General features: G+C 37.4%; 22 protein-coding genes. 7 read left to right on the top strand and 15 right to left on the bottom strand.

Features of this window, described 5'->3' with window-relative positions; translation table 11 throughout:
• Positions 1–22: 22 nt before the first annotated feature.
• From ACIQZI_RS12475 to ACIQZI_RS12455, 5 genes are all read left to right on the top strand, one after another.
• Positions 23–469, top strand: coding sequence for a helix-turn-helix domain-containing protein (locus ACIQZI_RS12475; RefSeq protein WP_403073453.1), 447 nt, complete (start codon positions 23–25; stop codon positions 467–469).
• Positions 470–487: 18 nt separating this feature from the next.
• Positions 488–928, top strand: coding sequence for an ImmA/IrrE family metallo-endopeptidase (locus ACIQZI_RS12470; RefSeq protein ID WP_403073451.1), 441 nt, complete (start codon positions 488–490; stop codon positions 926–928).
• A 178-nt stretch (positions 929–1,106) separates the two neighbouring features.
• A complete protein-coding gene (locus ACIQZI_RS12465; RefSeq protein ID WP_403073449.1) occupies positions 1,107–2,336 on the top strand; it encodes a type I restriction endonuclease in 1,230 nt (409 codons plus the stop codon).
• Between the two features lie 234 nt (positions 2,337–2,570).
• Entirely contained in the window at positions 2,571–2,762 is a 192-nt protein-coding gene (locus tag ACIQZI_RS12460) for a hypothetical protein (protein WP_403073447.1), read from the top strand.
• A 98-nt stretch (positions 2,763–2,860) separates the two neighbouring features.
• Positions 2,861–3,199, top strand: a complete 339-nt coding sequence (locus tag ACIQZI_RS12455) for a tyrosine-type recombinase/integrase (protein WP_403073445.1) — start codon at positions 2,861–2,863, stop codon at positions 3,197–3,199.
• A gap of 115 nt (positions 3,200–3,314) precedes the next feature.
• Here the strand turns inward: ACIQZI_RS12455 and glnA are convergent, their stop codons facing one another.
• From glnA to ACIQZI_RS12440, 3 genes are all read right to left on the bottom strand, one after another.
• On the bottom strand, positions 3,315–4,649 hold the full coding sequence (gene glnA / locus ACIQZI_RS12450; protein WP_403073443.1) for a type I glutamate--ammonia ligase: 1,335 nt from the start codon (positions 4,647–4,649) through the stop codon (positions 3,315–3,317).
• 38 nt (positions 4,650–4,687) lie between these two features.
• Complete coding sequence (locus tag ACIQZI_RS12445) at positions 4,688–5,092, bottom strand: MerR family transcriptional regulator (RefSeq protein WP_403073441.1); 405 nt, start codon at positions 5,090–5,092, stop codon at positions 4,688–4,690.
• 187 nt (positions 5,093–5,279) lie between these two features.
• Positions 5,280–6,542, bottom strand: coding sequence for a methionine gamma-lyase family protein (locus tag ACIQZI_RS12440; protein ID WP_403073439.1), 1,263 nt, complete (start codon positions 6,540–6,542; stop codon positions 5,280–5,282).
• 365 nt (positions 6,543–6,907) lie between these two features.
• On the opposite strand from ACIQZI_RS12440, the gene ACIQZI_RS12435 reads away from it, so the two are divergent.
• Complete coding sequence (locus ACIQZI_RS12435) at positions 6,908–7,516, top strand: trimeric intracellular cation channel family protein (RefSeq protein WP_062183254.1); 609 nt, start codon at positions 6,908–6,910, stop codon at positions 7,514–7,516.
• A 457-nt stretch (positions 7,517–7,973) separates the two neighbouring features.
• Here ACIQZI_RS12435 and spoVK read toward each other — a convergent pair whose 3' ends face one another.
• The 12 genes from spoVK to spoVS all read right to left on the bottom strand — a co-directional run bounded on the left by spoVK (position 7,974) and on the right by spoVS (position 22,872).
• Positions 7,974–8,927 carry a stage V sporulation protein K gene (gene spoVK / locus ACIQZI_RS12430; protein WP_403073437.1) on the bottom strand — a complete coding sequence of 318 codons (954 nt, stop codon included), beginning with the start codon at positions 8,925–8,927 and terminating at the stop codon, positions 7,974–7,976.
• A gap of 465 nt (positions 8,928–9,392) precedes the next feature.
• Positions 9,393–9,623 (bottom strand): RNA chaperone Hfq, encoded by a 231-nt coding sequence (gene hfq, locus ACIQZI_RS12425; protein WP_062180756.1) that lies wholly within the window; start codon positions 9,621–9,623, stop codon positions 9,393–9,395.
• A gap of 28 nt (positions 9,624–9,651) precedes the next feature.
• Entirely contained in the window at positions 9,652–10,608 is a 957-nt protein-coding gene (gene miaA, locus ACIQZI_RS12420; protein ID WP_403073435.1) for a tRNA (adenosine(37)-N6)-dimethylallyltransferase MiaA, read from the bottom strand.
• A 156-nt stretch (positions 10,609–10,764) separates the two neighbouring features.
• Positions 10,765–12,720, bottom strand: coding sequence for a DNA mismatch repair endonuclease MutL (mutL, locus tag ACIQZI_RS12415; protein WP_403073433.1), 1,956 nt, complete (start codon positions 12,718–12,720; stop codon positions 10,765–10,767).
• A 15-nt stretch (positions 12,721–12,735) separates the two neighbouring features.
• Positions 12,736–15,354, bottom strand: coding sequence for a DNA mismatch repair protein MutS (gene mutS / locus ACIQZI_RS12410; RefSeq protein WP_403074019.1), 2,619 nt, complete (start codon positions 15,352–15,354; stop codon positions 12,736–12,738).
• A 213-nt stretch (positions 15,355–15,567) separates the two neighbouring features.
• Positions 15,568–16,104 (bottom strand): outer spore coat protein CotE, encoded by a 537-nt coding sequence (locus tag ACIQZI_RS12405; RefSeq protein ID WP_062180956.1) that lies wholly within the window; start codon positions 16,102–16,104, stop codon positions 15,568–15,570.
• A 246-nt stretch (positions 16,105–16,350) separates the two neighbouring features.
• The gene (locus ACIQZI_RS12400; protein WP_062180960.1) at positions 16,351–16,779 is read right to left on the bottom strand and encodes a YlbF/YmcA family competence regulator; all 429 of its coding nucleotides are present in this window, start codon (positions 16,777–16,779) and stop codon (positions 16,351–16,353) included.
• Positions 16,780–16,781: 2 nt separating this feature from the next.
• Positions 16,782–18,323 (bottom strand): tRNA (N6-isopentenyl adenosine(37)-C2)-methylthiotransferase MiaB, encoded by a 1,542-nt coding sequence (miaB, locus tag ACIQZI_RS12395; RefSeq protein ID WP_403073430.1) that lies wholly within the window; start codon positions 18,321–18,323, stop codon positions 16,782–16,784.
• A gap of 241 nt (positions 18,324–18,564) precedes the next feature.
• On the bottom strand, positions 18,565–19,743 hold the full coding sequence (locus tag ACIQZI_RS12390; protein WP_403073428.1) for a glycine C-acetyltransferase: 1,179 nt from the start codon (positions 19,741–19,743) through the stop codon (positions 18,565–18,567).
• A gap of 43 nt (positions 19,744–19,786) precedes the next feature.
• Positions 19,787–20,827, bottom strand: coding sequence for an L-threonine 3-dehydrogenase (gene tdh, locus ACIQZI_RS12385; protein ID WP_403074017.1), 1,041 nt, complete (start codon positions 20,825–20,827; stop codon positions 19,787–19,789).
• 718 nt (positions 20,828–21,545) lie between these two features.
• Positions 21,546–22,481, bottom strand: a complete 936-nt coding sequence (locus tag ACIQZI_RS12380) for a dipeptidase (protein WP_403073426.1) — start codon at positions 22,479–22,481, stop codon at positions 21,546–21,548.
• A gap of 130 nt (positions 22,482–22,611) precedes the next feature.
• On the bottom strand, positions 22,612–22,872 hold the full coding sequence (gene spoVS, locus ACIQZI_RS12375) for a stage V sporulation protein SpoVS (protein ID WP_028392768.1): 261 nt from the start codon (positions 22,870–22,872) through the stop codon (positions 22,612–22,614).
• A 94-nt stretch (positions 22,873–22,966) separates the two neighbouring features.
• Here spoVS and ACIQZI_RS12370 point away from each other — a divergent pair, with 94 nt between their 5' ends.
• A complete protein-coding gene (locus tag ACIQZI_RS12370; protein ID WP_403073423.1) occupies positions 22,967–23,107 on the top strand; it encodes a hypothetical protein in 141 nt (46 codons plus the stop codon).
• The last annotated feature ends 33 nt before the right edge of the window (positions 23,108–23,140 follow it).

Genomic DNA, 23,140 nt, shown 5'->3' with positions numbered 1-23,140 from the left:
TTATTGTAAACAGGTGATGAACATGACTACATTTGGAAGCCGTTTAAGGGATTTACGTAAAGAGTCTGGTATATCTCAAGGGGACTTCGGAAAACTATTTTCTTTAAGCGAAAGTACTATCGGCATGTATGAAAGAGATAAAAGAAAACCTGATTTTAATACACTAGAAAAGTTTGCAAACTACTTTGGTGTATCAATTGACTACTTACTTACCGGCGTTAATAATACTTCAAATCCAAGCACTACAAAATCCGCGCTCATAGAAAAAGACGAGAAAGACATCGCAAAGCGTATGGAAGAAATAAAAAAAGACCTATCTAGTCAAGACGGCCTCATGTTTTCTGGTGAACCCCTTAGCGAGGAAGCAGTAGAATCGCTTATGGAAGCGATGGAGCACATGGTTCGTCAAACTCAACGAATCAATAAGAAATACATTCCTAAGAAGTACAGAGATAAAGAAACCGAATAGGAATGCGAGGCGAATCAAGTGGGTTGGATTAAAGAAAAGGTTATTGAACTTACGAAGAAATATGATACTAGAGATCCATTCGAACTTGCATCGTGTTTAAATGGCTTTGTGTTCGAATGGGACTTTCACGAAGAAATCAACGGGGTATACAAGTATGACAAACGAAACAAGTACATATATATCAATTCTAATTTAACTAGCAATAATAAATTATTTACTTGTACTCATGAATTAGGTCATGTCGTGCTTCATCCAAGAGCAAATACTCCATTTATGAGAAAAAATACACTCTTATCAGTGGATAAAATCGAGAAAGAAGCTAATCGATTTGCTGTTGAATTGCTTGTCCCTGACAATGTTATATGTGACTACAAAGATAGCAGTATATCAATTCATAAAATATGTGAGCAATATTCTGTTCCTAAGGAATTAGCATACATAAAAAAATTTAACTATTAACTAGGTATATTCACACGTTACGATTACATCACAAAAATATGTTCGTGTCTTTATTTTGGGTATTTCTGGGCTTTTCGCCCGATAAACATATAAATAAATAATAGTTGATAACAAAATAGAAAGCTTAAAGAATTTATTTAACACCTGAAAATGGTAAATCTAAAGGAGAGTACGCAAGATGAATCTTAAAGAAACGTTAGAAATGTTAAATAAAGTTGTTAATGACAATAAGGAACTAATAAATAATGAGGAATCAACAAAACAATTTTTGATTTTACCATTCCTCAGAGGACTTGGATACGATACCTATAGCCCCCAAGAAGTTACACCAGAATTCACAGCAGATTTCCATAAAAAGAATGAGAAAGTAGACTACGCTATCTCTATAAATGGGGAACCTAAAATTTTTGTTGAAGCTAAATCAATGAACAATAAGATTAATAAAAGTGCACCGCAATTAAGTAGATATTTTAGTACGTTCCCTAGTGTGAGATTGGGAATTTTAACAAACGGAATAGAGTATCACTTTTTTACTGATTTAAATAATGCCAACATCATGGATTCCAAACCATTTTTTATTTTTAATTTAACCAATTATATTGAAGAAGATTTCGACCACTTAGTTAAGTTTTCTAAAAATCTTTACGATTATGAAAGTATAAAAAATCTAGCTGAATCTCTTATGTACACTCAATCTTTCAAATCAGTTATTAAAGAAATTTTTGAAAGTCCAAACGATGACTTTATTAAATTTGTAATAAAAGAACGGTTTAAATTTAAAGTAACTCAACAGTTTATTAATACCGCTCGACCTTTAGTTCAAAAATGTATTCAAGAATCCTTAGCTGAAATTATTAGCGAAAAGTTTGACGTTACAACGAATAATCAAGCAACGCAAGAAAGAACAACAGATATAAGCGAAATACAACATGATGATAAAAAGACTTATTACACTACAGAAGAAATCGAATCATTAGGAACTTTCGAAGAATTTGAAGGTGTAAATGTAGTTCTGCCAAATTCTGAATCCTATAAAAAGTTATTAAAAATGAAGATGGAAGAATACTCAGTTGAAAAAGGAAATCCTTTAAGCGACTTTTTTGTTTCATCGGTTCTTACACAAGGCAATGCAATCGTTGGGTATTTGGTTGGACAATATTCCAATCAACAAAAAGATACTACATTATACACAGTAAAATCTAACGAAATTGCCAATTTCTTGAAAGGAAATCCTATAGTTGAAGAAACAGGCTTTATCAATGCACGACTGGGATCTCGGACAAACAAAAACACAAATGAGAAAACCTACTATTTGAAAAGTTGTTTAACCAATCTTTCATTTAGAGATATTCCAGATCTTGTATCAAAAGTTGAAGATATTGATACGTTTTTCAAGAATATCCAATAATCTTTTTTCAGAGATAATCGCAAGCTATTATGACATTGATAATCAAGAAACAATAGAGTAATTTGCTTTTGATTTTTTCCCAAATACAAAACACACTTGTGATTCGATAAAATCGAATGAAGAACAGATGAACAAGATTCTCAAAAATATAAAATAACAATTTTAAAATAGCCTCACTGTAGGCTTTTCTTTTAACCCTAAACAGAACATATATTCTCTATCGGAGATTTCACAATGAAAATCATAAATAAAGTTGAAAAATTCAATCTGCAAGAAGAAATTCAGAAGTCTAAACAAACAGACGTGAAGTTGGTGAAAGTCCCTCTGCTCAATAATTTTAGATTAGTAGACGGTAAATTTCAATATGACATCGAAGATTATATCGAGACGCCTATACATTTTTTGAAAGATGAAAAATTGAATTAAGGAGTCGCGCGTGCGCGTATCATCATCATCTATATTCTTATTCTCTTTCTTATCCTTAGTTCTTAGTTCTTCTTCTCCCCCCAGTCTATGGATAGTCTATGCATACATACCATATCCATAGTGAAACGAATCTTGTGTTTGAACGAGGAGACGGTCTTCCCTTTGCTAAATCCACATTACAAAGATCATTTAATAGAATATGCAAAAATGCCAGAATTTCAAAACATATAACTATTCACGGATTGAGACATACACATGCAGTTTTGCTTCTTGAATCCGGGGCTAGTTTAAAAGAAGTCCAAGAACGTTTAGGTCATAAATCGATTCAGACTACTGCAGATGTATATGCTCACGTCTCAAAAGTTTTGGAAGTAAGAAGCGTTGATAATTATTCAAAATACATGGATTATGAACAATATAAATATGAAATAAAATGAAATGTGGTCAAAATGTGGTCAAAATGTGGTCAATTGGAATTTTACCGAGTATTCCACAATAAATATAAAAGCCTTGGTTACTGATAAACTCAGTAATACCAAGGCTTTCATTATATTAGTACATGTTCATATATTGCTCGCGTTCCCATGGGTGAACTTGCGTGCGGAACATATCCCACTCAATCTCTTTTGCTTCAATGAAATGTTCTAATAAGTGATCACCTAGAGCGTCCATAATCACTCCATCTTCTTTTAATTTTTCCAATGCAGCAAATAATGTTGCAGGAAGATCTACGATACCATTTTCTTCCCGTTCTTCTTTAGTCATTACATAAATGTTACGGTCAATCGGAGCTGGTGGAGTCATTTTATTCTTAATCCCATCAAGACCTGCTTTCAGTATGACAGCAAGTGCTAAATACGGATTAGCTGCTGGGTCAACACTTCGTACTTCAACACGAGTGCTTATTCCACGAGAAGCCGGAATACGTACAAGTGGGCTACGGTTTTGAGCTGACCACGCAACATAGCAAGGTGCTTCATAACCCGGTACTAAACGTTTATACGAGTTAACGGTTGGGTTCGTTACAGCAGTGAAGTTCGGAGCATGCTTAATGATCCCTGCAATGAATTGTTCAGCCGTTTCACTTAATTGAAGGTTACCTGATTTGTCATAGAATGCATTCTCACCATCTTTAAATAAAGATACGTTACAGTGCATACCAGATCCACTTACTCCGAACAGTGGTTTTGGCATAAATGTTGCATGCAAACCATGTTTACGAGCAATTGTTTTTACTACAAGTTTGAACGTTTGAATATTATCACAAGCACTCACGGCATCTGCATATTTAAAATCGATTTCATGCTGACCTGGTGCTACTTCATGGTGAGAAGCTTCTATTTCAAAGCCCATTTCTTCTAGTTCAAGTACGATATCACGACGGCAATTTTCACCTGAATCTGTTGGTGCAAGGTCGAAATAACCACCTCTATCATTTAATTCAAGTGTAGGTTCACCATTAGCATCCAATTTGAATAGGAAAAATTCTGGCTCTGGTCCAAGATTAAACTCTGTAAAGCCCATTTCTTTCGCTTCAGCTAAGACTCGTTTCAGATTGGTACGTGGATCACCACTAAAAGGAATTCCTTCTGTCGTATATATATCACAGATTAAACGTGCAACTTTCCCTTTTTCTGAAGTCCACGGAAAAATCACCCATGTATTAAGGTCTGGTTGTAATAACATATCAGATTCTTCGATACGCACAAATCCTTCAATTGAAGAACCATCGAACATCATTTTATTATCTAGTGCTTTATTTAACTGACTTACTGGGATTTCTACGTTTTTAACTGTTCCTAGAATATCCGTAAATTGGAGTCGAATATATTTCACATTTTCCTCTTTGGCCAAACGAATAATATCTTCACGAGTATACTTTACCATGAACAACTTCCTCTCTAAATTCTGTTTTTTGATTTTATTTAATGAAAAAACCTAGACATATCTCCTTGACGCAGCGTAGTGCGATGTCTGCCACCATGCAAAAGTTCTGATTTTAAAAGCTTCCGCAATTCTCCATCACTGAGATCTTTCTTGATTTCTTCTGACTTCTGAATCGGTTCGTTTGGAACAAGTTCCGTTTCATTTACAAATAAAAGTTTCTTAATACCGGCTAAGTTGACACCTTGTTCTAGTAGATCTTTAATCTCTAAGAGACGATCTATGTCATTCAAGGAAAACAGTCGCCTATTTCCTTCTGTTCTCATAGGAGTAATTAATTGATGCTCTTCGTAATAACGAATTTGACGAGCGGACAATTCGGTAAGCTGCATGACAATTCCAATTGAGAAAAGAGGCATCGAACGCCGAATGTTGCTACTACTCATCTTCAGCATCCTCCTTATTGGTTTTCTTATTTATATTATATTAAATGTTAGATTTATTGTCAATCATATGTTACATTTCCTAACACGTTTTTATTTTAGTTTTTTTATAACAGAATTGCTCATAAAAAGTTTTGCAACCCATTCGTATGAAGACGCAATTTCACACGCTTCCCATCATAACCTTCCCCTAAATCAATTTCTTGTCAATCAAGGAATCTACCGCTGTTAGCACAGCAATTTTTACATGTTCGTACGTTAACCCACCTTGAACATACGCTACATACGGTGGGCGAGTAGGACCATCTGCTGTCAATTCAATGCTTGCCCCTTGAATAAATGTACCTGCTGCCATAATAACATCATCAACATATCCCGGCATATAATTCGGATAAGGTGTAACATGAGAATTGATCGGTGAGGCATATTGGATCGCTTGACAAAACGCCACCATTTTATCCTTATCATCAAATTGAACAGATTGAATTAAATCTGTTCGCTTGGCATCCCATCTCGGTGAGGTATTCATACCCAACATTTCAAGTAATGCTGATGTAAAAACCGCACCCTTTAAAGCTTGACCGACTACATGAGGTGCGAGAAAGAAACCTTGATACATTTCTTGAAGGCTATAAAGAGAGGCTCCTGCTTCCGCTCCAATACCTGGCGACGTTAAACGGTAGGAACACGCTTCAACATATTCTTTTTTTCCGACGATATAGCCGCCCGTTTTTACAAGGCCACCACCTGGATTTTTTATTAAAGAACCTGCAATTAAATCCGCACCTACATGACAAGGCTCCTTATCTTCAACAAACTCCCCATAACAGTTGTCAACAAAAACAACTAGGTTAGGGTTAATATCTTTTACAAACGATATCATTTCTTCAATTTCAGATATCATAAAGGATGGCCGCGTTGCATATCCTTTCGAACGTTGAATACCAATCATCTTTGTTTGAGGAGTAATTGCTTTTTTCACAGCATTGAAGTCTATTCCCCCTTCATCCGTTAACATAACAGAATTATAATCAATATTAAATTCTTTTAATGAACCGATTCCCGTACCACGAATCCCTACTATTTCTTCTAATGTGTCATAAGGCTTGCCTGTTATGTATAATAGCTCATCTCCCGGCCGTAGAATACCAAACAATGCAATGGAAATCGCATGAGTTCCGGAAATGATTTGCGGTCGTACTAGACCTGCTTCTCCACCAAATACCTCACTATAAATTTTTTCTAATGTATCTCTTCCATAATCATCATATCCATACCCTGTAGTAGGAATAAAATGCGAATCACTTACTCTATTGCTTTGGAAGCTTTGTAAAACACGAAACTGGTTTAGCTCCATCATCGTATGAATATCTTGGTGTATTGGGGCTATTTGAGCTTCAGCCTGTTCTGTTAATTTTTTAAGTCTATCTCCATTCGTTAAATGCTGATACATGTTGAGTCTCCTTCTTATTCCAATCATTAAAATCAGATTTTTAAGATAAAGTAGTGATGAATGTCCTAATCATAACAAATGAACATCCCCTTTCACAATTCATCCTAATAAAACAGTCATGAGCATCCTGAACCCAACTAAAGCGTAAAAAAAGATTCAGGTTCTCAAATTGCATCATCTTATAAAGGTGGTGGCGCGAAGCTAATTTTGCGAAGTCCCGCCCCTTTTCCACAGAAAAGTCGTTAATAATCATAACACCTTCTAAGCTTGTTAGCAGTAGAAAACTCTTGAAAAACCAGTGATTTCTGCTAAAATCAGATAGGTTGTCATAAAATAGAATAATGAAAGAACAGCGAGGAATTTCGATGACATGGGAAATATTAACAATAATTGGCACGATTGCTTTTGCTATAAGCGGCGCAATTATTGCGATGGAAGAAGAATATGATATATTAGGCGTTTATATTTTGGGAGTCGTCACCGCTTTTGGCGGGGGAGCCTTACGAAATCTATTAATTGGTGTTCCCGTTTCCGCGTTATGGGATCAAGGCACAAACTTTATTATTGCAATAGTATCTATAACGATTGTATTTCTCTTCCCCAAAAATTTATTAAAACATTGGAAAACATGGGGCAATTTCACTGATTCAATTGGGCTCTCAGCTTTTGCCATTCAAGGAGCACTTTACGCCATTGACTTAAATCGGCCTTTAAGCGCCGTTCTCGTAGCTGCCGTACTTACAGGTTGTGGCGGCGGAATGATTCGAGATTTATTAGCGCATAGAAAACCGCTTGTTTTGAAGGATGAAATATACGCTTTATGGGCAATTATTTGTGGCCTTTTCATAGGTCTCAACAGTTCTATAGAACCTTGGCAGTTATATAGCTTATTCCTTGCGATTACAGCATTAAGAGTTCTTTCCTACTCGTACAACTGGAAACTTCCGGCAAGGAATATTAAACAATACAACTGATTGTTAGTATGTTATATAAGGTGAATTTAAATGAATTAGGGCTGCACTTTAGGCATTTCTCATCTCCTAAAAGCAGCCCTTTTCTAATAATCATCAAGAATATTGTTTTCTTTTAGACAATTTTCAATTAGTAAATCGGGTTTACTTTTATCTCACGCTTAACAGACAGTATCCCCTCAAGCTTATGAGGAACAAAGAAGATAGGTAGGGGACAAACTGCCCATAAAGGTTCGTTTGGTGAGATACAGTGAAACTTACCTTTGTGGTTTTCAAAAGATATAGTTGAGGCCACAGAAAGTGGGTCGCACAGACATTGCCGCAGGACGCGGCGTACTTTTTAGTCTATGATTCGTAGAGTCGCTTTATCGAAGCATAGCGGAGATATTAGCGACTCTACAACGGGACTAACAATCAGTGGGGATGAAGAAAAACCCCGCTGATTGAAGTTTCACTTTATCTATTCTTCGTCTTCTTCAAAAACAAGATCTTGACTCCTTAAGGTCACAAGGTCTCCTCGATCATATGAATCTTCAAGCAATAATCGCATCGCTTGTGACCGTATTGATTTTTCAATAATATTTCGAACATAACGCCCATTTGAAAAAGACACCAATCTCGGATCGGCCTTGATTATGATTAAATGCTCCTTCAATTTACGTTCCGCATCCCTGCTAAGTACATATTCCCGATCATCGATCATTCTTTGTCCGATTTCCATCAATTGTTCAATCGAATAATCCGGAAAGTCTACCACAATAGGAAATCTTGAATGAAGACCAGGATTCAGGGTTAGGAAATGATCCATCTCCTTTGAATAACCGGCAAGGATTAATATGAATTCGTGCTGACGATCTTCCATATGCTTTACAAGCGTATCAATCGCTTCTTTCCCAAAATCCTTTTCTCCTCCTCTACCAAGAGAATAAGCTTCATCAATAAACAGGATTCCGCCGATTGCTTTTTTAATTAAATCACGAGTTTTTTGAGCTGTATGCCCAATATACTCGCCTACAAGATCCGCTCTTTCCACTTCAATTAAATGACCTTTAGATAAAACATTCATCTTATGGAACAGCCTGCCGATTAACCTAGCTACTGAAGTTTTCCCTGTTCCTGGGTTACCTTTAAACATCATATGAAGAGCTTGCCGTCCGGCCTTCAACCCCCGCTCTTCCCGTTTCTTGTTTACATAAATCCATGCGTATATTTCTTTAATCATCCGTTTCATTTCATCCATCCCGACCAATACTCCTAGTTCCTCTTCCATTTCTTTCAGCGCTATATGTTGAGGAGGAATATCTTGATCGTGTCTTTCACGTATCGGCGGATCCTTCGGTATAGGCTTCCGCTTTTGTCCATTTAAGACAATATTAATCTGTCCGTTATTTTTTTTACGGATCGGTTGTTCCAATGTATTCACCTCTCATAGAACGATTAGAAATGACAAACTCTCATAATGTTCGCCAATTATTTTGTTTTTCCATAATTAAATGAGAATCATGTCATTTCCTGCGCTTTCCCGAGAAATAATCCCTCATTTATTTATATTCATGAACGAGTTATATCAGTAGTATTTGTTAAAAATAGTACAGCACAACAAAAGAGCAAACATAAGAAAAGCCAAGAAGGTGTGTTTATCCTTCTTGAAGCTTATTATCTTTTCTTCTACAGCTTTATCGGGTACTGGAACTAGAAAGACTAGACCTTCGTGGGGCTTCAATACGAAAAATGAAGCACGCGACTTGGATCAAACACCCCATTTTAACGAACTACAACTCCACCACAGCTATATTTTCTAGACCAAATAAAAATACCCACTTAAAAACAGAAGAATGGTTCTGTTTTTAAGTGGGGATCGTTGTACGTATAATTTCATTTATTCTTTTGCTTCAAAATCAATTTGCACATTTTTTTGTGGAGCGAAAGTGGAAATCGCATGTTTAAAGACCAACTGCTGCTTTCCTTCAGATTCAAATAAAACGGTAAAGTTATCGAATCCTTTAACAAGTCCTCTAATTTGAAAACCATTTAATAAAAAAACAGTCACATATGTACTATCTTTTCTTAACTGATTTAAAAATTGATCTTGAATATTTACTTGTTTCATCATTATTCCTCCTCATTCTCTCTATGTATTACATATTCGCGTTAAGTGATAGCTTTCCTGCTATATATGTGGATATTTCTTCAGAAACAAATGAATTATTTCCCTGTTCCTGCACCTCATACCATTTTACATCCATTTTATTACGAAACCAAGTAAGTTGACGCTTAGCGTAGCGTCGTGAATTTTGTTTTAATGCTTCAACTGATTCATCGATCGTTAACCTATCATCGAAGTAATCGTATAATTCCTTATATCCAATTGCCTGTATCGACTGACAATCTCTCAAACCTTGTTCATGAAAGCTCTTTACTTCTTCCATTAATCCCTGTTCCACCATAACATCAACGCGGTGGTTAATACGCCGATAAAGTGCTTCACGGTTCATCGTCAAGCCGATAAGAGCTGTATCATACTTTAATTCGGATGTTTGCTTTTCGAGTTGATTAGACATCGTGATTCCTGTGCAATAATAAATTTCCAACGCTCGAATAATGCGCCTAATATTGTTAGGATGAATTCTCTCAGCACTTTCAGGGTCAATTGACCGAAGCTTCTCAATAAGAGGTTCAATTCCATCTGTTTCCACAATAGATTCTAGCCTTTTTCTATATTCTAAATTAGAAGGGGCCTCTGAGAATTGATAGTCATAAATTACAGATTGAATGTACAAACCTGTACCTCCAACAATAATCGGCAGTTTACCACGCTTCTGAATATCTGCAATTGCCTGATTCGCTTGTTCTTGAAAATCAGCCGCACTAAATGATTCATTTGGTTCTTTAATATCTAGCAGAAAGTGAGGGATGCCATCCATTTCGTTAGGTGTTATTTTGGCTGTTCCGATATCCATCCCTTTATAAACTTGCATAGAATCTCCACTTATAATTTCACCATTAAAACGCTTCGCCATTTCTATACTCAGTTTTGTTTTCCCAACTGCTGTTGGGCCGATAATGACAAGTAACTTATTGTTCTCTTGTTCCAAAACATTCACTGCCTTATTTAAGTTTTACTTTTCGTACGTTTAAAGCAGTCAAACATCATTCATCATAGACAAATGATAAATCGTTTATACCTATTAAACGCACGTAAAGTTATTTTCTCCAGACTGCATACACTAAATTAGTCTTACCTTTATAAACTACATCACGCGTTTAAACATCTTCTCCATGTCATAACCTGAGTAATGAATAATAATCGGCCTGCCGTGAGGGCATGTAAAAGGATCAGATGATTGTCTGAGTTCATCCAAAAGTGCTTGAATTTCATCATTGCGAAGATGGCGATTGGCTTTAATGGAAGCCTTACAACTCATGAGGATGGCTGCTTCTTCACGAAGTTTCCTTATATCCACTTTTTTCATAGATAAGAGTTGTTCAATCATTTCTTCGATTATTTCCTGTTCAATCCCTTTAGGGAACCATTGCGGATGAGCTCGTACAATGAAGGAATTGTAACCAAATTCTTCTAGAAAAACCCCGACTCTTTCCAACTCTTCCGTATTCTCATTAATGCGAATGCACTCGTCATTAGAAAATTCCAATGTAATAGGGACGAGCATTTCCTGTAGTTCATTTTCAACACGACCCACTTTGTCTGAAAAATACTCATACTTAATTCGTTCTTGGGCAGCATGTTGATCAATAATATACAGGCCATTTTCATTTTGGGCAAAGATATACGTTCCATGCATTTGACCGATCGGATAAAGAACAGGCACTCTTGGCACATCTTTCGCAATGATTTCAGTCCCATCAGAAAATACCGCATTCATATTTGTTTCACAATGAAATTCAGTCGGTGAGTCCTCATCTGCTGCTTCATGACTCACTCTATCTTCTTGGTATGGTTGAAAGACTCTTATTTCTTCATGTAGATTATCGGGATATGCTCTGTCAAGTTGCAAAGCAGACTCATCACGAATATATGACTGACCACTGATTTGATGATTTTCCCCTTCATTCCTCAACGTTTCTTTTATAATCGTTGAGTCTTTTTTTGCACTTTCAAGTATTTCATTCCCCTTTTGATCGACATGTCCTAGGTCTAGTGACGTTTGCTCACTTTTCAACTGTTCTTTTTGTATTGGAGCGAATCCACTTGGAATTAATGCTCTTTCCTTAAAGGCTGATTTTATTGTTTCAGTGACAAGCTGGTTCAACTCTTGTTCTTTACTCAATCTCACTTCCATTTTTGCAGGATGTACATTGACATCGACTAATATTGGATCCATTTGAATAGATAGAAGAACTATAGGATATCTACCGATTGGAAGTAGCGTATGAAAACCTTCCGAGATTGCTTTTGCCAATGGATAGTTTTTGATAAATCTTCCATTTATCATCGTTGAGATATAATTTCTGGATGCACGAGTAATCTCCGGTAAAGCAAGATAGCCTTGAATGGTGAAGTCTAATGATTCACTAGTAATTGGGATCATCTTCTTCGCAATATTAATCCCATAAATGGCAGCAAGAACTTGTCGAACATCACCATTGCCGTTCGTATGGAGTAATCTTTTCCCATTATGTGTAAGTTGAAAAGAGACTTCTGGATGGGATAGAGCAAGCCGGTTGACGACATCTGTAATATTCCCTAGCTCCGTATGGATGGTTTTCATATATTTCAAACGTGCAGGCGTGTTATAAAACAAATCAGAAACGAGCAGATCCGTGCCTTTTCTACTGGAATGGGCGGATAACTCTTTAATAAGTCCCCCCTCAAGCATAATCTTCGTTCCCGGTCCGTCTCCTGTGCTTGTTTTCATTTCAAATTTAGAAACGGATGCAATACTTGGGAGCGCCTCACCACGAAACCCCAAAGTACGAATCCTGAATAGATCATTTTCATCTTTGATTTTACTAGTCGCATGGCGATGAAATGCCTTTTTTACATCCTCTGGAAGAATCCCATCACCATTATCAATAATCCGAATTGAGGATAACCCCGCTTCTTCAATTTCAATTTCAATGATTGAGCTGTTCGCATCAATCGCATTTTCCGCAAGTTCTTTGACAACTGATGCAGGTCGTTCAACTACTTCACCAGCAGCGATTTTATTCGATAACGCTTCATCGAGTTGGACAATGTTTCCCAAGTTATCACCTCACATTTATTTTAGTTTTTTTTGCAGTTTATAAAGCATATTTAGTGCATCAAGTGGTGTCATGTCCAATATTTCTACTTTTTTTAGATCCTCAAGTACTTTAATTTCTTTTGAAGAAGAGACCTTCTCCTCTGAAGGCAACGCCTGTTCAAAAAATGATAATTGAGCTTCATTTGCTGATTCTTGTTTAGGTTGATTATTTGCTTCGTAAACAATCTCAGAGCTGGCTGCTTGTGGGACAGCTAATGTATTTCCTTGTTCAAGCTGTGAAAGAATGACGTTTGCACGGTTGATCAACGCCTCTGGCAATTGAGCAAGCTTTGCTACATGGATTCCGTAACTTTTATCTGCAGGACCTTCTTTTATTTTATGAAGAAATACAACATGGCCATTTTGCTCAACAGCACTTACATGAACATTTTTCAATTTTGGTAGTTCTTCATCTAAAACGGTCAGTTCATGATAGTGAGTCGAAAAGAGCGTCTTCGCTCCTATTTCTCCATGAATATATTCAATGATCGCTTGAGCAAGTGCCATACCGTCATATGTGCTTGTACCGCGGCCTATTTCATCAAATAATATTAAACTATCTGCAGTCGCATTCGTAATGGCATTCCTTGCTTCTAACATTTCAACCATAAAAGTACTTTGCCCAGAAATTAAATCATCTGCAGCCCCAATCCGGGTAAACACTTTATCGAATATCGGTAATATCGCTTCGTCTGCCGGAACATAACAACCGATTTGCGCCATAATAGACGTTAAGGCAATCTGACGCATATACGTACTTTTCCCCGACATATTCGGACCTGTAATAAGCAAAACTTCTCTTTCAGTGTCCATATAGCAGTCGTTAGGGACATATTCCTGTGATTGCAATACTTTCTCAACGACTGGATGTCGACCATTCTGCAATACAATCTTTCTATCATCTGAAAACGCAGGTTTTACATAATGCCGTTCTTCACTTATCGTCGCAAAGCATTGTAGCACATCTAGCTCACTGACTTGTTTAGCCAGAGCTTGCAAACGTGGGATAAATTCTTTAACACGCTCACGAATCCCGATAAACAGATCATATTCAAGCCGTATGCTGTTTTCTTCAGCCTGAAGAATCAATGCTTCTTTTTCTTTTAATTCAGGAGTGATAAACCGCTCTGCATTCGATAAGGTTTGTTTCCGTTCATAACGGGAATCATCCAGATTCTGAAGATTTGCTCGCGTTACTTCAATATAGTAACCAAACACTCGATTATAGCCGATTTTCAACGATTTAATCCCGGTTTTTTCTCGCTCTTCTCGTTCAAGCGTAGCAATCCATGTCTTCCCATTCCGACTAGCATCACGGTATGTATCCAATTCCGCGTGAAACCCGTCTTGAATGAAATTCCCTTCTTTTATCGAAAGTGGTGGATTATCAATGAGTGATGTTTCCAATAAATCGGTCAGCTCTTCACAAGGATCAATTGCTTCAGATAGCAAAGCCATATCTTCATTTTCAATACTAGCAATAATGTCACGTATATTCGGGAGCTGTTTCAGCGAACGCTTTAACTGAATTAAATCCCTTGCATTGACATTGCCAAACGCGACCCGACCAGCTAATCTTTCCAGATCATATACTTCTTTTAAACGCTCGCGAAGGTCTTGCCTTTCAAAATAATGACGAATAAGTGTTTCAACAAGATTGCTTCTATGACCGATTTGGGCCCTGTCAATTAAAGGGCGATCAATCCATTGCTTGAGCATCCTTCCACCCATCGCTGTTTTTGTTTCATCGAGTAGCCATAAAAGGGAACCTTTCTTGCCTTTACCACGAATCGTTTCGGTGAGTTCTAAATTTTTTTTAGAATAATAATCCAACTTCATATAATGATCCGTTTCATAGGACTGCACAATTTGCAGATGATCTAGGCTTCTTTTCTGAGTCCGAAATAAATAATGCATCAGTCTTGATGCCGTCTTTTTACTCTTTTGATCCTCTAGATTTGTTAATAAGTTTGAAAACTGATCGTTTACATCGATTTGATCTTCGTAAGAAAGTGCAGAAACACCTCGATCCTTCAGCTGCTTTTGCCGAGCTTCTTGGAAATTAGCTTCTAACACGACCTCCTTCGCCCCAACGATCGCTAATTCATTAAACACGCTATCAAAAGAACCATTCGTAATAGTAACCTTACTTTCCCCAGTTGTTAAGTCAGCATAGACAAATCCGAATGTCCCATCGAAAAAATCAGTGATAGAGGCAATGTAATTATTTTCTTTCTCATCCATCCCTTTACCATCCATTTTCGTACCTGGGGTTATTAATTGGACTACTTCTCGACGAACGACTCCTTTTGCTTGCTTAGGGTCTTCAGTTTGCTCACAAATTGCGACTTTATATCCTCGCTCTATTAAAACATCTATATAAGAAGCTGCAGAGTGATAAGGGATTCCGCACATTGGAATACGGTCTTCACTACCACCACGGCTTGTCAACGTAATTTCGAGTTCTTGTGAAGCATGTACGGCATCTTCAAAAAACATTTCATAAAAATCGCCTAAACGAAAAAATAAAAAGGCATCTTGATACTCTGCCTTAATTTTTAAATATTGTTGCATCATCGGCGTATTCGCTGCCATTGTTTCAAAACCTTTCCTGCTAAGATCTTTGTTTGGATTCATTATAACATACGGCCCCTGCTGGTTTCACGTATACTCTTTTGGAAAAGCGTCAAGCAAAAATTTCAAATCATTTTATTTACAATAAAAAATAGCAACATTTTTCCATAATGGAACCGGATGAACGATTGCACATCCGGTCTGATTGCAGGTGCTAAAGTTTAATCCTTGGATTTATTCATCTTCAAATTCGTCTAGAAAATCTGGATCTAGATCTTCGAAATCATCGTCTAAATCTGAATACCAGTCATCATCATCACAGCCATGTGGATTAACAGCAACACAAACCTTCGTCTCTCCAATGACTTCCACAAAGAATTCCCGTTCCACATGAACAATGATTTTTTGTCCACATGGAGAAATGCAGGCTTCAATGCAATTTGGCTGTTGTACAGCTTTTGCTATAACATCTTGATCATCATGGCAATCAGGATCACGATATTTCAACGAGATAAAGTCACAATACGTAACCTTTTCTGTGACGACTTCGGTTTTTGTATTATGATTATACGAATACCAAACGTTAATCTCGTAGCTGCCGCGAATTTCTACCTTCTTGCCAATTTTCTCTGCTTCGTACTTATGGTTGATGATCCAACAGCCTAGAATGCTTGTGGGATGATGAGCCGGGCAAATGGTGTGTTGGGACTTCGTAAATTTTCGTCCTTTTGCCACCACCGCTTTCGTTATAATCTCTCTATAGTGTGACATGCTAGCGAACCCTCCTCATACAGTTTCCATTCATCCTATGCGTGTAAAAAGTCTAGTGTGCAAGTTATTTTGATTTAGAAACTGGATGTAATTAGTTTTTAACCTACACTAGTCTATGCGTCCCCATAGGGATATGTGTCATAGCTTGTTGGAGTCGGTAGATAGCAAGAATTAGTAATGATATCACGCTTTTTTCAGGTAAAAGAAAGAGGATGTCCCTTAATTGGGGCATCCTCTCTGTCTTATTTATGAACAACCATTACCACCTGCGCGCACTTTAGAACCCGTTTCGCCACTTAATAGATCGCCTTCAGTCGTTTCAATAATAATATCTGTTACTCGATTAGAAATCTGTGAAGCAACCATTTGTAATAAGTCGTTTACGTCCACCTGTGACTGCTTGAATTCCTGAACAATTGGTAAATCATCCAATTCTTCTTCAATTGCGGTAAGTTTGCTTTGTGTTTGTTGATAAGCCTTCTCTTTTCCGTAATTTTGGAAATTCACAGCTTGCTTTTGCAGACTTTTCATGCTCGCAATCATTTCACGCACTTTCTGATTTTCATTAATTTGCGCTTCTGCACGTTTGAAAAAGTCAACTTCATCTGTTTCTGCAATCATTTTCGCTAGATCTGCTGCTTTAGCTAGAATTTCATCTTTTGTAAAGTTCGCCATCTTTATTCCCCTTTGACCGCTGCCACTTCTTCAACCATATCACCTTTTAACGACCATGTTTTCGCTTCGATCACTTTCACTTTCACAATTTGGCCAATTGCAGATTTAGGTCCTTTGAAGTTGACTAGTTTATTTTTCGTCGTATATCCGGCTAAAACGTCTGGATTATTTTTACTTTCACCTTCGACAAGCACTTCAACAATTTGACCTTCATATGTCTTCATTTTTTCAGCAGACGATTCGTTTACAAGTGCATTCAATCGTTGCAAACGCTCTTTTTTGACTTCCATCGGTATATTATCCTTCATTTTCGCAGCTGGAGTCCCTTCACGAGGTGAATAAATGAACGTATACGCCGCATCGAATCCGACTTCACGGAACAATGATAACGTTTCTTCGAATTGTTCATCTGTTTCATTTGGGAAACCAACAATAATATCCGTTGTTAATGTAGCGTTTGGAATCGCTGCTTTAATTTTTCTTACAAGCTCCAAATACTGTTCTCTCGTATATTTACGAGCCATGATTTTCAAAATATCACTGCTTCCAGATTGGACGGGTAGATGGATATGTTCAAGTAGATTGCCACCTTTTGCAAGAACTTCAATTAAATGATCATCAAAATCTCGCGGATGGCTTGTTGTGAATCGAACACGCGGTATATCAATCTTGCGTATTTCGTCCATAAGGTCTCCTAGACCGTATTCGATATCTTCCAAATCTTTCCCATAAGCATTTACGTTTTGCCCAAGTAAGGTGACTTCCTTATAGCCCTGTGCTGCAAGATGACGCACTTCTTGAATAATTTCTTCAGGGCGGCGACTTCTTTCTTTCCCTCTTGTATACGGAACAATACAGTAGGTACAGAATTTATCACAACCGTACATAATATTAACCCAAGCCTTGGTTTTCCCTTTACGGACTTTAGGAAGATTTTCGATCACATCTCCTTCTTTAGACCATACTTCAATGACCATTTCCTTAGACATATAGGCATCATGTAAAATATGAGGCAAGCGATGGATGTTATGTGTACCAAAAATCATATCTACGAAACCATGCTTCGATAGAATTCGATTTACAACTGATTCTTCTTGTGACATACAGCCACATACACCAAGTAATAAATCCGGCTTTTCCAGTTTCAATGATTTTAAATGTCCGAGTTCCCCAAATACTTTATTCTCAGCATTTTCTCGGATTGCACATGTATTAAGCAAGATTACATTGGCATCGTCAACTGTGTCAGTTGCTTCATACCCTAATGCCATAAAAATACCAGCCATAACCTCTGTATCATGTTCATTCATTTGACAGCCGTAAGTACGAATAAAAAACTTACGACCCTCGCCCATTCCACTTAATTGTTCTGGGATGGCAAATTGATCATATTTCACTTCTTCTTTGCCGCGCTTTTTCGCTTCCTTCAAGGAAGGTGGAACGTATACAGCTTGGAAATATTTGCTGTAGTCCTTTTCGGATTTTTTGTCCGCTGGCTTTTCAGCAGTTATTTGTTGCGTTTCCAGGCGTTGTTTTTCGTTCAAGAATATCCCCTCTTTCAATTCCATTTGCATGTACCATTCATACATCCTATTATTCTTGACTTACAACATACCATTTTAAACTATTAAAGGAATTTCAACAATCCTTTATCCTTTTTATTCGGATTTCAGCCACGGATTAAGGATATTCCAAAAGGTTTCACCGCTCCTATCATGTTACTTACGTCTTTAAACTGGCAGTAATAATTGTTGTAGTCTGCCCCTATCTTATAGGAAACCCCTCTTATTGAATAATCCCAAGCTCTTTTCCAGCTTTTTCAAAAGCTTGCAACGCTAGTTGTAATTCTTCCTTCGTATGCTGAGCCGTTACAATTGTTCGAATTCGGGCCCTTCCTTTTGCTACGGTTGGGAAAGCAATGTCTTGTGCAAAAACTCCATATTGAAGCAATTTATCCGAAAATTGATGAGACAATCCTTCATCGCCAACTATTACAGGTGTTATAGGCGTTTTGCTGTGTCCCGTATTGAACCCTAATGCGTTCAAGCCTTCCTTTAAAAATTCGGCATTATTCCAAAGCTTTTCAATCCTTTCAGGCTCTTCCAACAACACGTCCACCGCCTCCATACAAGCCATAGTTACAGCAGGCGGGTGCGACGTACTGAATAAAAATGGACGGCCCTTATGAATTAAATAATCGATTAATGTTCTTGTGCTTGCAACATATCCACCAAGTACCCCAATTGCCTTACTAAGCGTACCTACCTGAATATGCACTCGGCCATCCAGACCGAAATGGTTAACAGTTCCTCGGCCATTCTCCCCTAATACACCCGATCCATGCGCATCATCAACCATAACCAGCGCATCATATTTCTCCGCCAGTTCGACAATTGCAGGAAGGGGAGCGATATCTCCATCCATCGAAAATACTCCATCTGTGACAATTAGTTTTTTTCGATACTCTTGCGTTTCTTTGAGTGTCTGCTCTAACGATTCCATATCAACATGCTTATATACTTTACGCGTCGCTTTCGTTAATCGGATTCCATCAATGATAGAGGCATGATTCAATTCATCCGAAATAACAACATCTTCATCTGTTAAAATAGCAGAAAGCACGCCCTGGTTCGTTGTAAATCCTGATTGAAATACGAGAGCCGTTTCAGTATGTTTAAACTTTGCTAGTTTTTCTTCAAGTTTATTGTGCATAGTAAATGTTCCTGCGATAGTACGGACAGATCCTGTCCCAGCTCCAAATTGCTCAACTGCAGCCAATGCTGCTTTTTTCAAACGTGGGTGATTGGATAAACCTAGATAGTTATTTGAAGAAAGCTGAATCACGCTTCTTCCTTCAATCATAACTTTTGATCCTTGTTCGGATTCTAATTCAATTAAACTTCGAAATACACCTTGCTTTTGCATAGTATCTAATTCTTTTTGCAAATATTCAAAACCCTTCATCTCTATTCCTCCTAACATATAAGGTGACAATCTATTAATCTGGTTACGGATGTAAAACCACTTTTCCACATTGCCCTTTTATCATTAAATCAAAGCCTTTTGCAAATTCTATTAATGGAAAATGATGAGTAATCAATGGGCCAATATTAACTTGACCTGATGCTAACAAACTTGAAACCTGATGCCACGTTTTAAACATAAGTCTACCTGTGATTCCTTGCACGGTAATGCCTTTAAATACAATATCCTCGGTTATGTTAATTTCTACAGATTCTGAAGGTAAACTTAATATCGATAAACGGCCACCATTTGTGATCATTTTAAATCCTTGCTTGATAGCTGTTGGATGTCCACTCATTTCGCAAACAACATCGACACCGCTACCATTGGTAAGCTGTTCTACGTAAGCTACTGGATCATGGAGTTTGGAATGAATGGCATGTGTCGCACCCATTTTTTCCGCCAACTTTAATCGATAATCATTTATATCGATAGCAAGAACGGTTGATGCACCTACCGCTTTTGCTACAGCAATCGCCATCAATCCAATCGGACCGCAACCAATAATCGCCACAGTTTTTCCTGCTACATCCCCAGATAATACTGTATGAACCGCATTGCCCAACGGCTCTTGAATGGATGCAATATCTACGTGCATACCAATTGGATTTCTCCACAAGTTTCCTTGTGGCAATGCTACATATTCCGCAAAGCATCCTTGTGTATCCACACCTACTATTTTTGTATTTTTACAAATATGAAATTGACTTGTTAAACATTGTAGGCATGCTCCACATACAATATGGGTTTCTGCAGATACAAAATCCCCCACTTTTACACTCGTAACACGGGCACCAATTTCCACTACCTCACCTGAAAATTCATGGCCAAACACATAAGGTGGATTCACCCTTCTCCTTGACCATTCATCCCATGTATAAATATGCACATCCGTACCACATATGGATGTAGCTTTAACTTTTATAAGTACCTCTTCATCATGAATCTTTGGAATGTCGACCGTTTGTATTTCAGCACCATACCCCCGTTTATGCTTGACAATCGCTTTCATTTTTCCATTCATCATGTACACTCTCCCGACATAAAAACAAGGATAATACTTAATACGGATTGTAAAACGACCATATTTTATTCATGTGATTTCATATATTTTACATAAAAATTCATTCATCTGATTAATTCACTCTTGATGTAATGCTTTTCTGCGCTAAAAGCAACTATTGAATTGAATTTCTTTATCGATACTAAGTAAATTGTACTGGCACATTTATCTTATTAACGGGCTGATGCCTGAAACCCACACTACAAAGCACGCATACAATATCTTGTACTGTAGCACTCATATAAAGGAGGGAAACAAATGGGTCAAAAGCATAATTGCGGAATCCGGTCATTTGAAGAAGTTGGCCCGGTTACTTGCTTTAAACCGTGTCATAAATGTTCTTGTAACCAATCCAATCACTCTAAATGCTTCAAACCATGTTCTTGTGATAAGAAGAAAAAGAAAGATAAATGCCAGTGTTCTACAAAAAACATCGTAGATTCCTCTAATAACAATCATCATCACAATCATCATCACAATCATCATCAAAAAAATTGCTGCTGTTTATTTTCATTCAACTTCTGCTGCCATCGCAGAAAAAATCATTGTGGCTGCCGTAACAATTTCTAATAATGCAGGTTTTTAAAACCGTTTATTATGACAGACTATGAGGTTATAGTCTGTTTTTATGTGATCTTCTTTTTAAATTCAAATTTTAGCATCCCACTAGCATGTTTAATTAACAAAATTGCAAATCAGAAGGAAACTTCTTTACAAAATTATTAAACAATAGATCTTTAACAAAATCAGCTGAGTAGTTCTTTGTGAGGGTATTGATTAATTCATAGTATCCACGATAATTTGTTAAGCCTAAAACTTTATCATCAATTCCATCAAAATCGGAACCAAAGCCAAGACTTTTTTGTCCCCCAAGGCTACCGACATAATCAATGTGCTTTAACACATCTGTAATTGTTGCTTTTTTATCTTTTTTTAGAAATTCAGGTACGAATGTGATCCCAATCGGTGCTCCTTTGTTTATCAATGCAGAAATTTGGTCATCTCGAAGATTCCTTCGATGCGGACAAAGTTTATACGCATTCGAGTGAGAAGCAATAATATCATGGGCCCGTTCAATTACATCCCAGAACGCCCGCTCTGATAAATGGGAAACATCCGTCCAAATTTTATACTCATTTAATACTTGAATCACATTTTCACCAAATCTTGTTAAACCCGCTCCTCTTAACTCCTTAGCACCATCTGCCACCATATTCGCGAAATTCCAAGTAAGTCCCACTGAACGAACTCCAAGCCTTAGTAAAGTCTTGAGTTTCAATATGTCTGCACCGATACAGTCACATCCTTCAAGTGTTAAAACGGCTCCAATTTGATCAACTTTAAGATTTTGAATGTCTTCATTCGTACGGATCCATCTTATTTGTGGCAATGAAACGATTTTACTAACAAACAACTCGACCATAGACAAAGCCGCCATAAAACGTAGATCAGGGTGAACTTTTTCAGGTATGTATATGGCAAAGCACTGAACTTTTCCTCCGTTCTCTTTTAATGATTCATATGTTATATCTAACTTGGCTTGATCATGAAAGGAAATAGTCGCGTCACTAAACATTTTCATCAGAACGTCACAATGAGCATCGAATATTTTCATGTTGTGATTCCTTTCCTTTCCTTTCTCTTTTTTATACAGGAGATCAGATAGTTAATAGGCATATTGACGCCATTTCTTCCATAAAAAGAACCTGCTTGGCTATCCAAACAGGAAATTCTGAATTTTATTTTCATCTTGGTTCTATGATCAGTTTTATTGCTGTTCTTTCTTCTCCATCAATCTTAATGTCTGTAAAGGCAGGAATACAAATCAAGTCCATTCCACTAGGAGCTACAAATCCTCTTGCGATTGCTACTGCCTTGACAGCTTGATTTAACGCCCCGGCACCAATAGCTTGTATTTCCGCGGATCCTCTTTCTCTTAGAACCCCGGCTAGGGCGCCTGCTACAGAATTAGGATTAGATTTTGCTGAAACCTTTAATATTTCCATTCCTAGCCCTCCTTGTTTTCCCTTACCTGTTTGAAATGTGGCTCAAAAGGTATGACTCTATCCACTGCTACTATATTCATGAATAAATACAGGTATGACAAGATGGGAAAATAAAGTGAAACTTCTATTAGCGACAGCCTTTTCACTAATGGTTAGTCCCGTTCTACTGTCTGTCGCTAAGATCGCAGCAAACGCTTCGATCAATCAGGCATTTACGGACAGTTTTCTCTATTAGAATTCTTCAAATTCCCCTACATAAAACCCTAGC

Source organism: Peribacillus sp. NPDC096379 (genome assembly GCF_044762875.1).
GTDB lineage: Bacteria > Bacillota > Bacilli > Bacillales > DSM-1321 > Peribacillus.
Note: the sequence above shows the minus strand (reverse complement) of the source record. Positions and strands in the feature narration are given on the sequence as shown.

What these genes read in the sequence shown, in the direction of transcription:
- mutS (WP_403074019.1), bottom strand. Translation starts at nt 15,354, where the DNA reads ATGGCAGCGAATACGCCGATGATGCAACAATATTTAAAAATTAAGGCA.
- ACIQZI_RS12460 (WP_403073447.1), top strand. Translation starts at nt 2,571, where the DNA reads ATGAAAATCATAAATAAAGTTGAAAAATTCAATCTGCAAGAAGAAATT.
- ACIQZI_RS12455 (WP_403073445.1), top strand. Translation starts at nt 2,861, where the DNA reads ATGCATACATACCATATCCATAGTGAAACGAATCTTGTGTTTGAACGA.
- glnA (WP_403073443.1), bottom strand. Translation starts at nt 4,649, where the DNA reads ATGGTAAAGTATACTCGTGAAGATATTATTCGTTTGGCCAAAGAGGAA.
- ACIQZI_RS12380 (WP_403073426.1), bottom strand. Translation starts at nt 22,481, where the DNA reads ATGAAAATATTCGATGCTCATTGTGACGTTCTGATGAAAATGTTTAGT.
- ACIQZI_RS12400 (WP_062180960.1), bottom strand. Translation starts at nt 16,779, where the DNA reads ATGGCGAACTTTACAAAAGATGAAATTCTAGCTAAAGCAGCAGATCTA.
- ACIQZI_RS12370 (WP_403073423.1), top strand. Translation starts at nt 22,967, where the DNA reads ATGACAAGATGGGAAAATAAAGTGAAACTTCTATTAGCGACAGCCTTT.
- ACIQZI_RS12390 (WP_403073428.1), bottom strand. Translation starts at nt 19,743, where the DNA reads ATGAAGGGTTTTGAATATTTGCAAAAAGAATTAGATACTATGCAAAAG.
- ACIQZI_RS12445 (WP_403073441.1), bottom strand. Translation starts at nt 5,092, where the DNA reads ATGAGTAGTAGCAACATTCGGCGTTCGATGCCTCTTTTCTCAATTGGA.
- tdh (WP_403074017.1), bottom strand. Translation starts at nt 20,827, where the DNA reads ATGAATGGAAAAATGAAAGCGATTGTCAAGCATAAACGGGGGTATGGT.
- ACIQZI_RS12440 (WP_403073439.1), bottom strand. Translation starts at nt 6,542, where the DNA reads ATGTATCAGCATTTAACGAATGGAGATAGACTTAAAAAATTAACAGAA.
- hfq (WP_062180756.1), bottom strand. Translation starts at nt 9,623, where the DNA reads ATGAAACAAGTAAATATTCAAGATCAATTTTTAAATCAGTTAAGAAAA.
- ACIQZI_RS12405 (WP_062180956.1), bottom strand. Translation starts at nt 16,104, where the DNA reads ATGTCACACTATAGAGAGATTATAACGAAAGCGGTGGTGGCAAAAGGA.
- ACIQZI_RS12475 (WP_403073453.1), top strand. Translation starts at nt 23, where the DNA reads ATGACTACATTTGGAAGCCGTTTAAGGGATTTACGTAAAGAGTCTGGT.
- ACIQZI_RS12465 (WP_403073449.1), top strand. Translation starts at nt 1,107, where the DNA reads ATGAATCTTAAAGAAACGTTAGAAATGTTAAATAAAGTTGTTAATGAC.
- spoVS (WP_028392768.1), bottom strand. Translation starts at nt 22,872, where the DNA reads ATGGAAATATTAAAGGTTTCAGCAAAATCTAATCCTAATTCTGTAGCA.
- ACIQZI_RS12435 (WP_062183254.1), top strand. Translation starts at nt 6,908, where the DNA reads ATGACATGGGAAATATTAACAATAATTGGCACGATTGCTTTTGCTATA.